The 15,730-nt window shown below is 38.3% G+C and carries 17 protein-coding genes and 1 rRNA gene; 1 reads left to right on the plus strand and 17 read right to left on the minus strand.

Annotated elements, in window-relative coordinates; genetic code table 11:
• Window positions 1-75: 75 nt before the first annotated feature.
• From yabG to metG, 6 genes are all read right to left on the minus strand, one after another.
• On the minus strand, window positions 76-972 hold the full coding sequence (gene yabG / locus AC4D4B_RS17665; RefSeq protein WP_490997211.1) for a sporulation peptidase YabG: 897 nt from the start codon (window positions 970-972) through the stop codon (window positions 76-78).
• Window positions 973-1,104: 132 nt separating this feature from the next.
• Complete coding sequence (gene rsmA / locus AC4D4B_RS17670) at window positions 1,105-1,986, minus strand: 16S rRNA (adenine(1518)-N(6)/adenine(1519)-N(6))-dimethyltransferase RsmA (protein ID WP_490997212.1); 882 nt, start codon at window positions 1,984-1,986, stop codon at window positions 1,105-1,107.
• Window positions 1,979-2,539, minus strand: a complete 561-nt coding sequence (gene rnmV / locus AC4D4B_RS17675; protein WP_491000655.1) for a ribonuclease M5 — start codon at window positions 2,537-2,539, stop codon at window positions 1,979-1,981. Before rnmV ends, rsmA begins: the two co-directional genes overlap by 8 nt.
• Window positions 2,540-2,702: 163 nt before the next feature.
• Window positions 2,703-3,920, minus strand: a complete 1,218-nt coding sequence (locus tag AC4D4B_RS17680) for a resuscitation-promoting factor (protein WP_491000656.1) — start codon at window positions 3,918-3,920, stop codon at window positions 2,703-2,705.
• Between the two features lie 172 nt (window positions 3,921-4,092).
• Entirely contained in the window at window positions 4,093-4,860 is a 768-nt protein-coding gene (locus AC4D4B_RS17685) for a TatD family hydrolase (protein ID WP_491000657.1), read from the minus strand.
• Window positions 4,861-4,953: 93 nt separating this feature from the next.
• Window positions 4,954-6,921: a methionine--tRNA ligase gene (gene metG / locus AC4D4B_RS17690; protein ID WP_491000658.1), complete on the minus strand. Its 1,968-nt coding sequence runs from the start codon at window positions 6,919-6,921 to the stop codon at window positions 4,954-4,956.
• A 503-nt stretch (window positions 6,922-7,424) separates the two neighbouring features.
• Here metG and abrB point away from each other — a divergent pair.
• Window positions 7,425-7,718 carry a transition state genes transcriptional regulator AbrB gene (gene abrB / locus AC4D4B_RS17695; protein WP_490997225.1) on the plus strand — a complete coding sequence of 98 codons (294 nt, stop codon included), beginning with the start codon at window positions 7,425-7,427 and terminating at the stop codon, window positions 7,716-7,718.
• Between the two features lie 38 nt (window positions 7,719-7,756).
• Here abrB and rsmI read toward each other — a convergent pair whose 3' ends face one another.
• The 11 genes from rsmI to rrf all read right to left on the minus strand — a co-directional run.
• Entirely contained in the window at window positions 7,757-8,644 is an 888-nt protein-coding gene (rsmI, locus tag AC4D4B_RS17700) for a 16S rRNA (cytidine(1402)-2'-O)-methyltransferase (protein ID WP_491000659.1), read from the minus strand.
• Window positions 8,622-8,906, minus strand: coding sequence for a GIY-YIG nuclease family protein (locus AC4D4B_RS17705; protein WP_491000660.1), 285 nt, complete (start codon window positions 8,904-8,906; stop codon window positions 8,622-8,624). Before AC4D4B_RS17705 ends, rsmI begins: the two co-directional genes overlap by 23 nt.
• Window positions 8,893-9,636 (minus strand): tRNA1(Val) (adenine(37)-N6)-methyltransferase, encoded by a 744-nt coding sequence (locus AC4D4B_RS17710; RefSeq protein WP_490997219.1) that lies wholly within the window; start codon window positions 9,634-9,636, stop codon window positions 8,893-8,895. The genes AC4D4B_RS17705 and AC4D4B_RS17710 overlap by 14 nt, the downstream gene beginning before the upstream one ends.
• 78 nt (window positions 9,637-9,714) lie before the next feature.
• The gene (gene yabA / locus AC4D4B_RS17715; protein ID WP_490997220.1) at window positions 9,715-10,071 is read right to left on the minus strand and encodes a DNA replication initiation control protein YabA; all 357 of its coding nucleotides are present in this window, start codon (window positions 10,069-10,071) and stop codon (window positions 9,715-9,717) included.
• Between the two features lie 17 nt (window positions 10,072-10,088).
• The gene (locus AC4D4B_RS17720; RefSeq protein WP_066103211.1) at window positions 10,089-10,916 is read right to left on the minus strand and encodes a PSP1 domain-containing protein; all 828 of its coding nucleotides are present in this window, start codon (window positions 10,914-10,916) and stop codon (window positions 10,089-10,091) included.
• The gene (gene holB / locus AC4D4B_RS17725; RefSeq protein ID WP_491000661.1) at window positions 10,909-11,913 is read right to left on the minus strand and encodes a DNA polymerase III subunit delta'; all 1,005 of its coding nucleotides are present in this window, start codon (window positions 11,911-11,913) and stop codon (window positions 10,909-10,911) included. Before holB ends, AC4D4B_RS17720 begins: the two co-directional genes overlap by 8 nt.
• Before the next feature lie 38 nt (window positions 11,914-11,951).
• On the minus strand, window positions 11,952-12,281 hold the full coding sequence (gene darA, locus AC4D4B_RS17730; RefSeq protein ID WP_490997222.1) for a cyclic di-AMP receptor DarA: 330 nt from the start codon (window positions 12,279-12,281) through the stop codon (window positions 11,952-11,954).
• A gap of 133 nt (window positions 12,282-12,414) precedes the next feature.
• Complete coding sequence (gene tmk / locus AC4D4B_RS17735; protein ID WP_491000662.1) at window positions 12,415-13,095, minus strand: dTMP kinase; 681 nt, start codon at window positions 13,093-13,095, stop codon at window positions 12,415-12,417.
• 7 nt (window positions 13,096-13,102) lie between these two features.
• Window positions 13,103-14,551: an aminotransferase class I/II-fold pyridoxal phosphate-dependent enzyme gene (locus AC4D4B_RS17740; RefSeq protein WP_491000663.1), complete on the minus strand. Its 1,449-nt coding sequence runs from the start codon at window positions 14,549-14,551 to the stop codon at window positions 13,103-13,105.
• Window positions 14,552-14,649: 98 nt separating this feature from the next.
• Entirely contained in the window at window positions 14,650-14,859 is a 210-nt protein-coding gene (locus tag AC4D4B_RS17745) for a sigma factor G inhibitor Gin (protein WP_490997224.1), read from the minus strand.
• A 797-nt stretch (window positions 14,860-15,656) separates the two neighbouring features.
• Window positions 15,657-15,730 (minus strand): 5S ribosomal RNA (gene rrf, locus AC4D4B_RS17750); the annotation flags it as partial.

A 15,730-nucleotide genomic window follows, 5' to 3' on the forward strand; every position in this document is an offset into this window, starting at 1 on the left:
ATAAATCGTACTATTTCAAGAGTTGAGAGATAGTAAGAACCTTTTAAAAAGCCATATGATAAGGATTAGACAAAATTAGTCATCTGTATTAAGCTTTTCCTTCGCCTCGTTTGTATGATAAGGCATTCCGATTCTAAGAACACCCTTCGATTCAACTCCTCCAAGCCCTTTCTCGCCTGTCAAAGTATTACGTAGAACCTCCCATACATTCACATGATCCATAAAAGGCGTAAGACTAATCTTTCCAACAATATAAACCGGATCTAATGCATGGATATTCACGCGGGAAGGAGAACTGGCAAAATTAGCACCAGCAACGATTAATGATTCAAAATGAGATTGGCAAGCACCTGCAAAGATAACTAAGTGGTCTAAATGGTGAATTTTTTTCCTGGCCTCTTTGACGGCCAGCACGAAGTCCTTTGAATGTCTGTATGCATTTATATCATTAATGGCTCCCTTAGACTTTGAATAGGAATCATGGCCTGTGATGACAAGGATATCAGGCCTGTATTGGTCCAATAATTCTCCAACCTTATAAGGCATCTCACGCTCCTTACAATGTTCTCCGTGTACAGGAATGCCAATGCGCTTATACAGGTCCAGACATTTCTCCAAATAACTAGGATCGCCATCTAGATGCAGAACCTTCCCAGGAATTTGAAAATAATCAACAGGCTGTCGATACCCATCTGTGACTTCATATTCTTTTTTATGACGCAGTCGCTCAAATTCCTGTGATATAAGATGATTTGATTGATTCACCAAAGTATCTGTATACATATTTCTCGTAGCTCTCTCATCTTCGCCTATTACCTTTAGATCCGAGAGAGGTGCATCTGCTTCCAAACGTATATCTTCACCAAATATAATTGCAATTTTTCTGCCCTCATGCTCCAAAATATCTATAACACGAAAATAGATATCGCAATCATACGATTTTCGACCAACTATATCATTAACCTTTATCATGAAAGCCTCACTCCATATTATGTCACTGCAACTAATCAATGGATTCAACATAGGCTATGCAGATCAAGGGCTAGATGTGAAAACAGAAAAAAGCCAGATTAACTTGAACTGGCTTTTTTTTGCTTTATATGTTTATTTAAAATGAGGTTTAAGAGCGTTACTTAAATCAGCAAACTCTTGCAGAGATAAGGTCTCTCCTCTTCTAATCGGATCTATACCCGCAGCTTCCAGCCCTTGGAGAATGAGTTCCTTTCTTGCTTTTCCATCAGGAAGCTGGGAAACCAAATTATTTAAAATCGTTTTTCTTCTTTGAGCAAAGCTTGCCCTCGTAATTTCAAAAAAGAAACCTTCGTCTTCAACATCTACAGCCGGTTTATCTCTGACCTTTAGATGGATAACAGCAGAATCTACATTAGGCTGCGGCACAAATACCGTTTTCGGTACAATCATGGCTACTGCAGCTGTTGTGTAGTACTGGACCGCAATCGACAATGACCCATATTCTTTCGTTCCTGGAGCTGCTGCCATACGATCAGCAACTTCCTTTTGAAGCATAACCGTTATACTTTCAAGGGGCAGGCGTTCTTCAAGTAGTTTCATGATAATCGGCGTAGTAACGTAATATGGCAAGTTCGCCACAATATGAAGATCATCTACCTGACCAGTAAATTCCTCCTTAATCACTTTTGCTACGTCTGCTTTTAATATATCCTCGTGAATAACTTGGATATTATCATAAGCTGAAAGGGTATCTTTTAAGATCGGCAAAAGGCGTTGATCTATTTCAAAGGCTACAACTTTCTTACAGTTCTTTGCTAATTGTTCTGTCAACGCGCCAATCCCCGGCCCAATTTCTATTGCTCCGCTCTCTGAGTGAACACCTGAATGGTGAACAATATTTCGTAGTATGTTTGTATCGATTAAGAAGTTCTGGCCAAGACTCTTCTTAAAGGAGAATCCGTATTTATCCAGTATTTCTCTAGTTTTAATTGGGGTTGCAATATCTTTATTCATTTATTTCCACTCCATTTATATGTTCGATTGCCTTCATGAACTCTTCCTTTGAGATTCCAAACATCTTCAATCTTGTATATAGCTGTTTGCCATTTGCATAGCCGATATTCAAGAGTCGACCTAACTTTTCCCGTTTCTCAGCAGAACCTGGACCGCCAACTAAACCGAATAAGACCAAATCATCCTTACTGATCACTTCTTTTAGTTCCGAATCCATTAGTTTCGCATTTTTCAATGCCTCTCTGATGGCTTCATCAGACGCATGTTCAACACCCAGCCCACGCCCGGACTTATGGATAGCCAAGTGCTTTGGCAGAAACGCATGCTGGCATCCGGGTACTTCCTGTGAAATAATTTGTCTTATTCTCTCTCCCGGAAAGTCAGGATCAGTAAAAACAATCACTCCCCTGACCTTTTGTGCCAAGCGAATTTGATTTAATGTTTCCTGATTAATAGCTGAACCATTCGTTTCTATTGTATCAGCATTTAAAGCGCGTTTGATGGCCGTGGTGTCGTCTTTTCCTTCAACGACAATAATTTCTTTGATTTTCATTTTCCCTCCAAAAAATTTTATCTAAAATTTGTAATTTACAATTGATATATTTGTGTTATTTTTGTAATATTAATGTAATGTTAATTTATTTACGGTTAACCCTGCCTATTATAACGCAAAAAAACAGCGGATACGAAATCCACTGTATAAATTACCGTAATATTTAACGAATAACTTTTATTTTGACCTTTTTTACACCCCAGTTATGGGCTTCAGCAGATGTAGGAACATAAACGTCAATTTTATTCCCGTTTATGGCACCACCGGTATCTCCTGCAACTGCATAACCATAGCCTTCTACATATACTCTTGATCCAAGCGGTATTAGGTTAGGGTCAACAGCGATAACCTTTTTGTTCGGATTTGCACGCAGGTCAATGCCAACTGCAGTTTTACCCGAACAGCCATCACAGTCAACGGTATAGGCAGTAGCCGTAACATAATATTCATCACTATCACTAGCCTTTTGTACGTTCTTTTTTACATTAGACATTGGCTTTGCTATAGGTTGTTTTTGTTTTGTTCCAACAGAGATCACCTGATCCGTTTTTTCCTTGATAACATTTTCTGAAATCAGCTTTTTGGACACAACTTTCCCATTTTCTTTAATAAGCTCATATTTCTTACTTACGAGACCGTTAACGCCTTCAGTGGTTACTTTCTGTTTTCCTGAGGTTAATGCGGGATCATTTCGCTTGATAGTCTCATATGCAATCGGTTCTTCCACTACATCCGTATCTTTTTCAACACGTGTAATAGACAAGGATGTTTTCTTACTAAGCTTCTCGTTTATCCCAGGTTCAACACGATCCAAATCACCAATATGTATATTGGCAGTATTTAAAAAGTCCTTCACAGGAGTCGAGACTGTCCATAGTATTTTTTCATTCTCTCCATCAATTACGGTAACAGGAAAAGCCTTCTCAATATGTATGATCAAACCGGCTTCTATCTTGTCATTCATATCATGGGACAGGAAATCCTCGTTCCTTAGCTGTATATTTTCCTCTTTTAAAACATCTTCAACTGTCTTCGCAGTCGTAGCAAAGCTCTGCTCTTTGCCATCTATTATGACCTTTATATCAACAGCAGGCTCCCACACAATGTGTAAATCATCTTTTATTTTAGTCGTTTCAGGTATACTGAGATAGTCCCTCGAATCTACTAATATGTCATGTTCTTCAAGTAATTCACTTATGGTATCAGCATGGGTTTTTACCTTTTGCTTTTCTCCATCCAGGCTCAGTGCCACTGTCTTCTTTGTTCCTTCAAAAAATAAAACTCCGGAAGCTATTAGAAATACAGCGATACTAGTCATCATTAATATTACCTTTGGCGTTTGCCGCGGCCTGGAAAATAGGTTTTTCATGTATTTATTCACGAAAAAATTACCCCCTTTTCACTGAATGCATTATATAAATATATAAATAGGCTTGTCAAATAATACCGCTCTCATGCTTATTAGAGTAAGTATTACATCGAGGCAGTTAATGACATCCAATCTACCTATCCATATACATATATTTTCTCAGTAAAATGGGGGAAATCTGTCTTTAAATCAATTTAAAAAGCGTTTTGGCATTATTCATTGTTGCTTCAGCAACTTCCTCATAAGAAACCTCTTTCAGCCTTGCTATTTCCTCAGCAACAAGTTTGACATAGCCTGGTTCATTTCGTTTCCCTCTAAACGGATGAGGGGCCAAATAAGGACAATCGGTTTCAATCAATAATCTTTCCAAAGGCACAGCCTTTGCAACCTCTTTTGGTTTAACTGCATTTTTAAATGTAACCGGTCCACCTAAAGAAATATAAAAATTCATGTCTAAGCATACCTGTGCCGTTTCCACACTGCCGCTAAAGCAATGCATAATTCCGCCAACTTCTTCTGCATGCTCTTCCTTAAGGATCGCTACTACGTCCTCTGTAGCATCCCTGTTATGAATGATGATAGGAAGTTTGAGTTTTTTAGCAAGACGAATCTGACGGCGGAATACATCCTTTTGGATATCCTTCGGTGATTTGTCCCAATGATAGTCTAAGCCTATTTCTCCAATAGCCACCACTTTTGGATGCTTGGTCAGCTCTTCAATCCATTCAAGATATTCATCAGTTAGATCGATTGCATCTACCGGATGCCAACCAATCGCTGCATACATAAAGTCATAAGTCTCTATTAACTCCATGGCTCGTTTAATGGTCTTCTCATCAAAACCAACAACGATAACCTTCTCCACGCCATTCGCTTTGGCTCGACTGATAACTTCTTCCAAATCATTATCAAATTGCTCATCATTTAAATGCACATGTGTATCAAATAACAATGTTAGCACTCCTTTACCATTTGCCTAGAATACCACTCTATACCCAAAACAATAGGGATGTTTCACATGTAACATCCCTACGTTCAAATTAAATTATTTAACCTGTGCCCCATTTGGTAAGGATTCTGCAATAGAGGCCAATGCCAATTGACCATCAAGACTTCCTGCTAAAATCATCCCTTGAGATAATACACCACGAAGTTTAACCGGTTTTAAATTCGTTACGCAAATAACTTTCTTACCAGTCAATTCTTCTGGTTTGTAATGCTCCGCAATGCCAGAAACAACCTGACGCTGCTCATATCCAAGATCTAATTGAAGTTTTAACAGTTTGTCTGCTTTTGGTACGGGCTCAGCCTTTATTACTTGAGCTACTCTGAGCTCTACCTTTTTGAAATCATCAATCGTAATCTCTTCTACCTCTTTAGGTTGTGCGATTTCCTTTTTCGCTTCTTGGACCGGTGCGGCTGGTGCCGTACTCTGCATCGCTTCCTTAATATAAGTTACTTCTTCCTCCATATCCAGTCGAGGGAAGATAGGCTGTCCTTTTTTAACAGTTGAATTTTCAGAGATCAATCCGAACTCTTTCAAGCTATCCCAGCCTTGTAATAAAGGATCCTGACAATCCAATTGTTCAAATATTTTTTCAGGAGTTACAGTTAGGAATGGCTTCAGCATGATAGCAACTCTTCTTAAGGATTCTGCTAAATGAACCATTACAGATGCCAACTCGTCAACTTTAGCTTCATCTTTCGCTAAGGCCCATGGTTGAGTTTCATCAATGTATTTATTTGTGCGGCTTACCAATTGCCATATAGTAGACAACGCAACAGAGAATTGCATATCATCCATTGCCTCTTCATATTTTACTACCGTTTCCTTATTAGCCTGCAGCAGCTGCTGATCATATTCACGCTCTGACCCTTTATAAGCTGGTATTTTTCCATCAAAGTACTTATTAATCATCGCAACAGTTCTGTTCAATAAGTTTCCAAGGTCATTGGCTAAATCAAAGTTAATTCTTTCAACGAAGCCTTCTGGAGTAAATACGCCATCCGCTCCGAATGGAACCTCACGCAATAAGTAATAACGAAGTGCATCCAAACCATATCGATCTATGAGCGTTACAGGATCTACAACATTCCCTTTAGATTTGGACATTTTGCCGTCCTTCATTAATAGCCAGCCATGTGCAAATACTTTTTTAGGCAGTGGAAGATCAAGTGCCATTAACATGATTGGCCAGTAAATAGTATGGAAACGAACGATTTCCTTTCCAACCAAATGGACATCTGCCGGCCAGTAATTCATGTACTTGGAATCATCATCCGTACCGTAACCTAAAGCCGTAATATAATTAGATAATGCATCAATCCAAACATAGATAACATGCTTAGGATCACCCGGCACCTTTATGCCCCAGTCAAAAGTTGTTCTGGAAACAGCTAAATCCTCTAAACCAGGCTTTAAGAAGTTATTAATCATTTCATTTTTGCGTGACTCCGGTTGAATGAACTCAGGGTTCTCTTCGTAAAACTTTAATAATCGGTCAGCATATTTACTCATTTTAAAGAAGTAGGATTCTTCTTTTACCTTTTCAACTGGACGTCCACAATCAGGGCAATTGCCATCTTCCACCTGACGGTCTGTGAAAAATGATTCACATGGAGTGCAATACCAGCCTTCATATTGATCAAGATAAATATCGCCCTGATCAAGCAAGCGTTTAAAAATCTTCTCAACAACCTTCTTATGTCTTTCTTCAGTGGTTCTAATGAAATCATCATAAGAAATATCAAGCTTGTTCCATAGGATTTTGATGTCTCTGATCATACCATCAACATATTCCTGCGGGCTAATTCCTTTTTCTTCTGCCTTTTGCTGAATCTTTTGCCCATGTTCATCTGTACCAGTTAGGTACATAACATCATATCCACGCATTCTCTTATAACGAGCCATTGCATCTCCTGCAACTGTCGTATATGCATGTCCAATATGAAGATTTCCACTTGGATAGTAGATTGGGGTAGTAATATAAAAAGTATTTAATTTTTCCTTCATCTTTTCCACTCCTTAAAGGCCTTGCAATAAAGTACGTAAGATTTGCCTATAAATGCATTACATAATAGTACATTATAAAGGAATTTCAATTATTTTTATACATATGAACCTAGGGCGCTTTTGGAAAATTTTATTACACATATATATTGAAAGCTTTTTCACAATTAATTATTGTAGACAAGGTGTATTAATTATATGAATATATTTAATTTTGTAATAAAAATACAATTGAGCACAAAATATATTTGTTTTATTTTGAATCTTTTATAATTTATCGTCAATTTATCCATGTAAATGATTCATTTAATGTATATTTATGTAAATTTATATCGTTTTTTTACTGTTTTTTTCATAAAACCTCACTAAATATGGAATAAACTACTATTATTATGCAATCCAAAAACATTGACGGTTTTGGGAATGCTTGGTATTATGAAAACATCCTTAAATTTTGTCGAATAATGACGAATTTTATTAAAAAAATATTTTACTATGAGAGGAGTATTTTTATGAAATCCACAGGTATTGTACGTAAAGTAGATGAGCTTGGACGGGTGGTAATTCCAATTGAGCTTCGTCGTACTTTAGGAATCGCTGAAAAAGATGCTTTAGAAATTTATGTTGACGATGAAAAAATTATTCTAAAAAAATATAAGCCGAATATGACTTGCCAAGTTACAGGTGAAGTATCCGACAACAACTTCACTCTTGCTGACGGTAAATTAATCCTTAGCCGTGAAGGAGCAGAACAGCTTCTTAAAGAAATCCAAGACAACTTGCATGTTGTAAGCAACTAATTAAAAAGCTTCCCTAATGGGGAGCTTTTTAATTGTTTTTATTCTTCATTTTTATCAACATGGTAAGCTTGATAAACTTCTCTTTTTTGAAGATTCCTGTCTTTTGCTACCATCTTTATCGCATCATTCGGTTTGCGGTTCTCAGATTCAATATAAAAATCGACATGCTCTTTCAATTCCATCTCTGTCCACCAGGCTGTTCCTTGATCATCTGCCTCTTGCTTATCAGATCCCTCGGTTATAATCACAAACTCACCGCGTATTTCATGTTCATTAGCCCATTCTATAATCTCTGACAGTGTCCCTCGAATATATTCCTCGAACTTTTTTGTCAGCTCTCTTGCCAATACTATTTTTCGATTTCCAAAAAACTCATACATTATCGTAAGTGTTTCCTTTAATCGATGGGGAGATTCATAGAAGATTATGGTTGAATCCTTTATTTTTAATCGCTCCAGCTCTTTCTTTTTCTCTTTACGGCTTCGATTTAAAAATCCATAGAAATAAAATGGCTGCGGGACTATACCTGAAGCAATCAGTGCCGTTAAGGCCGCATTTGCACCTGGTAATGATACGACCTTTATGTCCTCCTCTATGCAGGACTGGACTAATTCATAACCAGGATCTGAAATGGCAGGCATTCCGGCATCGCTTACGAGGGCAATTTGTTTTCCACTTTTCATTTTCTCAATCAAGGATTCCCCGCTCTGATTCATATTATGCTCGTGATAACTGACTAACGGTGTCTGAATATCAAAGTGATTACACAATTTTTTGGTATTCCTAGTATCCTCTGCCGCAATTAAATCTGCCTGCTTGAGGATATTTATTGTGCGAAATGTCATATCATCTAAATTACCGATTGGTGTTGGTACTAAATAGAGAACTGCTTCATTCTCCTTTTCAAAACTTTTTTGGGCCTTCATTGTCTGTTCCTCCCATTTGTACGATCCTTTCCTTGGCGCTCCTGCTTAGCTGTTTAAAGCGATACTCAGCCTGCATAGCCTCTGTCTTTGTCTGATACTCCTCGACATAGCGAAGCACCACAGGCCTTCTCCCTCGTGTATATTTGGCACCTTTCCCATCATTATGTGTATTCACTCTCTTATTTAAATCATTTGTATACCCAGCATAATAACTGCCGTCCGCACATTCAAGTACATAAAAGTAGTGATTATTCTTGTCCATTGATGATTGTTCTCAGCTCTTTTGTATACTCATTATTTTCATCATACACAATTAATGGGGGCAATAATTTTAAGTCAGGATTACCGCCTTTTATTCCTTCAATTAGAATTGTATTTGCCTCTTTATTTGCCTTTGGATACACAAATTGAAGACGTTTTGGTTCTAATCTATACTTTCTCATTAACGTTAAAATATCAAGCAGCCTACCGGGTCTATGAACAAAGGCTGCTTTACCGCCATTCTTTAAAAGCTGGCTGCTCACTCTGATTACATCCTCCAATGTACATTTAATTTCATGCCTGGCTATGGCGAAATGTTCATTCTCATTTTGAATTTCCTTCGCAGGCGTCAAAAAATACGGTGGATTACAGGTGACAACATCGTATTTATCATGGCCGAGGATCGGAATGATGTTATTTAGATCCTCATGGTACATTTCAATTCTATCATCCAGCTTATTGTAGCCTATACTCCTGACGGCCATATCATATAGACGCTCCTGTATCTCCACTCCGTATATACGACCCTTGGTGCGTGTACTGAGCAAGAGTGGAATGACACCATTTCCAGAACATAAATCAACTAAATTCCCTTTTTGAATGGGAACATATACAAATTTAGATAATAAAACAGCATCCAATGAAAAAGAAAAGACACTCGGACTTTGAATAATCCTAAGTGGCTCTCCCAATAAATAATCCAGACGCTCATCATCTTTTAATATATACACTCTACAATCCGCTCCTACCTATATACAGTAAAAATCAATTATAAAAATAGTCTTTCCTATCGATAGGAAAGACTATCTTTACTTCTTATTTAAAAATGAAAGACAAAACAGGCAATCCCCATCTTTACGTGGACTTCCAAAGTGCAGATTACAAATATGGAAACCTTCTTGATATAGTCTCGCTAAATTATCGTAGCCCTCTCCGACATCCATTAGCTTATTGCCTTTTTTTGCTTGCTTTTTCTGAGAAATCGCAGGCTTTGTCTTTTCCAAATCCAGCAAGCGGCGTCTAACATTTTCATTTTCTAACTTGAGGGAATTATTTTCTTCTAATATTTCTGCGAGATGTTCTTTTAACTCTCCAAGTTGCTTATACAAATCTCCAATTTGAGCTTCCATACTGCTAACCGAATCGAAAATTTCCTTTTTATTCATCAACACCCACCACCTTATTAATCTGTGGCTTGAATCGAGAAGGTGCCTTCCTCCATCATCTCATCCAGCGTATATTCAACTACTCGTTCCTTACCCTGCAATTCTATTTGCATGATTTTTTCAAGAATGTTAAGACCGATTACTTTACCGCGACCCACTGGTGTAACCACGTACTCTCCCAAATCTGGAAGCTGCTCTTTTGCGCTCTCATATTCATCATTCTCATATTTTAAACAGCACATCAAGCGCCCGCATAGACCCGAGATTTTCGTTGGATTCAATGATAAGTTTTGGTCTTTAGCCATTTTAATGGAGACTGGTTCAAAGTCTCCAAGAAATGTAGAACAACATAACATCCTTCCACAAGGTCCAATGCCTCCAAGCATTTTCGCCTCATCCCTGACACCAATCTGTCTTAATTCAATACGTGTTCGGAAAATAGCTGCCAGATCCTTAACCAGCTCACGAAAATCAACTCGTCCATCTGCTGTGAAATAAAAAATCACTTTATTACGATCAAAAGTATATTCAACATCTACAAGCTTCATTTCCAAACGATGCTCAACCACTTTTTCGCTGCATACTTGAAATGCCTGTTCAGCGATTTGTTTATTTTCATCCACAATCAGCCGGTCTTTTTCATCAGCTATTCGAATAACTTTTTTCAGGGGCAGAACTACATCATTTTCCCCAACCTGCTTTCTAGGTATAACAGCTTTTCCAAACTCAACTCCGCGTACTGTCTCAACTATGATGTATTCATCCTTGGCTATTTCCAAATCACCTGGGTCAAAATAATATATTTTACCCGCCTTTTTAAAGCGGACTCCTACAACATCATACAAGTGTAAACCCCTCCTGAAGGTTAAGCACAAGCTGCTCCATTAACAGCTGTGGGTTTATATTAGCCGAAATTTTTCGTTTTGACTCTAATATTTGATTCATTTGATACGCCAATTTTTTTTGGGAATGCTGAATGGCCAATTGGCGAAGCCTTTCCTCCATTTCTTTGTATACAATCTCTTCCGGCTTATCCAGCTGTATATAAAGGAGATCACGATATATATTCAATAGGAGCATTAAGCCTATTTCTGTCTGTTCTCTTTCTTTAAAATGCGAAAGCCAACTCTCCTGAATGACCATAATACCATCCACAGGATTTTTCATTGCTTCAAATAATTTTACCACTATTTTTTGGGCTTGTGCAAACCACTCATCCTCATTTAACGACAAACCTTCCTCGACACTATTCGTCAAACTTGCAATCAAGGGAGCCTTCGTGACAGGTACTCCTGCCTGTATTAACTGCTTACTTAATTCCTTGGGATTTAACGGCATAAAGGATAACGTTTGGCAACGGGATAGGATGGTTGAAAGCATGCGGTGAATTTGATCTGTAAGCAAAATAATTGTTGTCCCTGCATGAGGTTCTTCTAAAAATTTCAATAAACTATTGGCCGCAGAAGCAGTCATTTTATGTGCATGCGTAATAATGTATACTTTTTGTGATGACTCAACTGCCTTCTTTTGAAACTCCTCATGAAGCAATCGAATTTGTTCCTTTTTTATCGATAAACCATCCGGTTCAATAACATGGACATCCGCATGGTTTTTATGGTCAATTTTTTTACAATTTGTACATTCCTCACAGGGAAGAAAACCGTCTTCTCGGTTAAGGCAAAATAAAGATTTAGCCAGAAGAATACTTGTATCCTTTTTACCGGTACCACGCTCTCCTTCAAAAAGATAAGCATGGGCCACACGATTCTTCATTAGGCTATTTTTGAGCATTGTTGATACTCTTGGTTGTTGATTGGCTAATTGATCCCACGTGTTTATCATGCTTATTTCCTCTCAATCCTCACTGACTGTAACAATTGTTAAAATTGGTAAAACTTATCTACCGGCATTACAAAAACTGTTGCTCCTCCTACCTCAACCTCTACTGGATAAGGTACATAAGAGTCTGTATTACCACCCATTGGAGTAACTGGTGCTACAAACTGCTCTCTGGATTTGCAGTTCTTCTTTATGATTTCAAGAGCCTTATTCACCCTTAATTCCTCGGTACCTATCAAAAAAGTAGTATTACCGGATTTTAAAAATCCTCCAGTTGTGGCCAACTTAGTTGCTCGGAAGTTATTGTCGACCAAATCACCTAATAATTTAGTACTATCTTTATCTTGTACTACTGCTATTATAAGTTTCATGGCTAAAACCTCCCATAAGGATTATAAAGAAAAAATGGCGGTGCGTATTTAAGCTTTACTTATCCATTATACCAGTTATTCTGTAACCATAAAGCAATTCAAGTGATAAATATAAAACCTTAAAGCATTTGCCTTAAGGTCTCCTGTCAATATATGTCCGAATTTGTTGAAGAGTTTCTTGATAAACTTCTTCAAAGCTTTGATTTGCATCAATTACCTTTATTCTATCAGGTTCATTTTTTATTAATAGTTGATAGCCCTCATATACTTTTTGGTGGAAATTGAGCTTCTCAAGATCCAAACGATTTATTTCCCGACTTTTATGATTTTCAATTCTCTTCAAGCCAATTTCAGGATCAATCATAAAGAACAATGTAAGTTCTGGCATGGTATCCTGTATAGCAAAGCGATTGATCTCTCTGACTTCCTCTATCCCAAGACCTCTTGCATACCCCTGATAAGCTAATGAGCTATCTACAAAGCGATCACATAAGACAATACAGCCTTTATCTAATGCAGGTACCACCTTCTCCATAAGATGCTGTCTGCGCGCTGCTGCATATAACAGTGCTTCTGTCCTGGAATCCATTTCAGTATGATCAGGATTTAAGATGACCTGTCGGATCTGTTCTGCTATAGGAATTCCACCAGGTTCTCTTGTCAGTACAATTGAGTAGCCTTCCTTTTCAAGCTGCTCTCCCACTTTTGCTAGTACGGTCGTTTTCCCAGCCCCTTCAGGACCCTCTACAGTTATAAAAACTCCACGTTTCAAGGCAGTAACCTCCAATATTGTAACTACTAGATAGTATATCATATGTGACTTACGCAAAGACCTCAATTTGCTGTTGCTTTAAATAAACTCCTCCTTGGATTTTAGCCCCCTGATTTAGTAAAGATGTGCATGCCTGAACCATGTCATAGGTAATAATCTCTCCCTTTTGAATGAGCGGAACACCAGGAGGATATGGAATAATCGTTTCTGCTGAGATTTCTCCACATGCATGAGCAAGAGAAATTCTTTTCCGCGGCATTCTATCCATTTCCTCATAAGACATTGCCAAGACAGTCTCTATATGTTGTTGATCATTCTTCGGTGGATTACTGGCCAGGCTTACCAGTGTTCGTTCTCCTGTAATCCAATTAATCCTTTCTAGCCTTTGTATGATCTCCTCAAAAGAATATGGTTGATCCTTCTTTAATAAAGGCAGAACAAGCAATACATGCCGCTCATCTGCGAGCTCTGAATAAACGCCTGCTCGCTCCATTAATTTTTGCAATTCAAAGCCTGATAGTCCATTTTTATGATAGAGAACAAGCTTTAATGGATCCTGAATATCGCTGTTTTCTGATTCGAAAATGCACAGTTCCTCATGCTTCCGTAAATACTGTTTAAAAGACATAATTTGTTCGATTAAATATTCCTTATCCTTTTCAGAATAGCTCTCTAAATAAGCTCTCGCTAAATCAAGAGACAACATAATTGGATAAGATGGGCTGCTTGATTGCAGCACTCTTAAGTACTCTTCTACACGATATTGGTTTACCAATTCACTGTTTATATGTAAATAGGAGCCCATTGTCATCGCAGGCAGTGTTTTGTGAGCTGAGTGAACAACTATATCTGCTCCCATACTGACAGCTGATGGTGGAAAAGGAGAACCAGCCGCAAAGTGGGCACCGTGTGCTTCATCAACTAAAACTAGAATACCCTTTTCATGAGCTTGCTTAATGAAAGATGCCAGATCTGCTCCCAACCCATAATAATTAGGATATGTAAGAATAATTGCTTTCACATCCAAATGATCATTCAAACTATTATAAATTGTTTCATATGGAACACCAATTGAAATACCAGATTCTATAACCGGCGTCAGAAATACTGGGTTAGCTTTAGCTAGTTTTAATCCATTCATCACCGATTTATGGCAATTCCTTTGTACAAGTACCTTATCTCCAGGCTCAATACTAGCCAAGATCATCGCAAGATTACCGACAGTGGTTCCATTCACAAGAAAGTAACTTTTTTTAGTCTGATAAAACTTCGCTAATAATGCTTCAGCCTCTTTAATACCTTCTTCTGGTTCATGTAGATCATCTAATCCTGCAAGTTCTGTCACATCCCATGACAGGACTGAACTAAAACTCTGAGGCGCTTCAATAGGCAGAACAACACCATTTTTATGGCCTGGAACATGCATGGATATGGACTTCTTATTTCGGTGTTTCTCCAGCATATCTAATATTGGTACTTTAATTACTTTTTCCCCCACTCATACACGCCTCCTCTTCCAACAAATAAAAAGGCTCCTTCCGGTTGAAGGGGCCAGCTGACTATATTATAAGGATGGAGTATATCGGTATTCAAGTTTTATGAGTAAATACTGGAAATGTTCATTTTTTTCAACTTCTCTACATGTTCATTATACAAAGGGTCATTTGTTTCTGTATGAATTAACACATCCTCACATTCCGAGCAAATAAAAATATTATATAGATGCATTCCCTTTTTTTTCGTCGATTCACAGATTGCACATTCTTCTTCAAGATGATTATTTGTTTCACGCTCACAGTTGGCCATTTACTACACCTCCATACCTCTTAGTATCGCCCCCGGCCTCAAATTGTATACAATATTTAAAATTCATATATCATTGTATGCCCATATCTGAATTTCGTTGTATGTCTTTCAAAATGTCCAACATATAAATATCTTTGAGGAATAATTCATATAGAAACCTTTGCAATTCATGGGTTGTATGTTGTAGCAAAATCCTAGGGTGCGTTTCTTGAAATTGGCCTGGCTCAACTATTTGTAGCTTTAATTACCTAATCCGTGGTAAAGGCATACCATTGGTATTTGTCGTATCTTTACTCCGGGGATAAGTGGGGAGTGGGTAGGTGATAGGTCGGGCATAGCTGCCTCATAGGTGGAACATAGCTGCTTTCCTCCACACTTCACCCACCTTTCAGCCACCTTTACCCCGGTATAGGTCGGGCATAGGTGCTTCATAGGTGGAGCATAGCTGCTTTCCTCCATACTTCACACACCTTTCAGCCACCTTTACCCCGGTATAGATCAGGCATAGGTGCTTCATAGGTCGAGGATAGTTTTACTTTCCCGCACACTTCTCCTACCTTCCATGTAACTTTACCCGGGTGTAGACTGGGCATAGATTTACCATAGGTGTTAGATAGACTCAAAATAGCGCAGCTGTCTCATAGCTTTCGCACGTCGTTAGGGTAGTCCCCTTGACGACAAGTCTAATCTCTCCCGACTCCTCATCCATCCAGCCCTAACAAGTATCCATGATCTCTCTTGACCCCTAAAAAACCGCACAAAAAAACCAGCTCATGAACTGAACTGGTTTCTGTATTGCCCGGCAACGTCCTACTCTCACAGGGACTCGCGTCCCAACTACCATCGGCGCTGAAGAGCTTAACTTCCGTGT

The organism is Pradoshia sp. Z6_59 (assembly GCF_058267515.1).

Bases quoted from the DNA above. Each gene is read 5' to 3' on its own strand.
- yabG (WP_490997211.1), bottom strand. From the start codon at position 972: ATGATAAAGGTTAATGATATAGTTGGTCGAAAATCGTATGATTGCGAT.
- rsmA (WP_490997212.1), bottom strand. From the start codon at position 1,986: ATGAATAAAGATATTGCAACCCCAATTAAAACTAGAGAAATACTGGAT.
- rnmV (WP_491000655.1), bottom strand. From the start codon at position 2,539: ATGAAAATCAAAGAAATTATTGTCGTTGAAGGAAAAGACGACACCACG.
- metG (WP_491000658.1), bottom strand. From the start codon at position 6,921: ATGAAGGAAAAATTAAATACTTTTTATATTACTACCCCAATCTACTAT.
- rsmI (WP_491000659.1), bottom strand. From the start codon at position 8,644: ATGAAGGCCCAAAAAAGTTTTGAAAAGGAGAATGAAGCAGTTCTCTAT.
- AC4D4B_RS17705 (WP_491000660.1), bottom strand. From the start codon at position 8,906: ATGGACAAGAATAATCACTACTTTTATGTACTTGAATGTGCGGACGGC.
- yabA (WP_490997220.1), bottom strand. From the start codon at position 10,071: ATGAATAAAAAGGAAATTTTCGATTCGGTTAGCAGTATGGAAGCTCAA.
- holB (WP_491000661.1), bottom strand. From the start codon at position 11,913: ATGATAAACACGTGGGATCAATTAGCCAATCAACAACCAAGAGTATCA.
- darA (WP_490997222.1), bottom strand. From the start codon at position 12,281: ATGAAACTTATAATAGCAGTAGTACAAGATAAAGATAGTACTAAATTA.
- tmk (WP_491000662.1), bottom strand. From the start codon at position 13,095: ATGATATACTATCTAGTAGTTACAATATTGGAGGTTACTGCCTTGAAA.
- AC4D4B_RS17745 (WP_490997224.1), bottom strand. From the start codon at position 14,859: ATGGCCAACTGTGAGCGTGAAACAAATAATCATCTTGAAGAAGAATGT.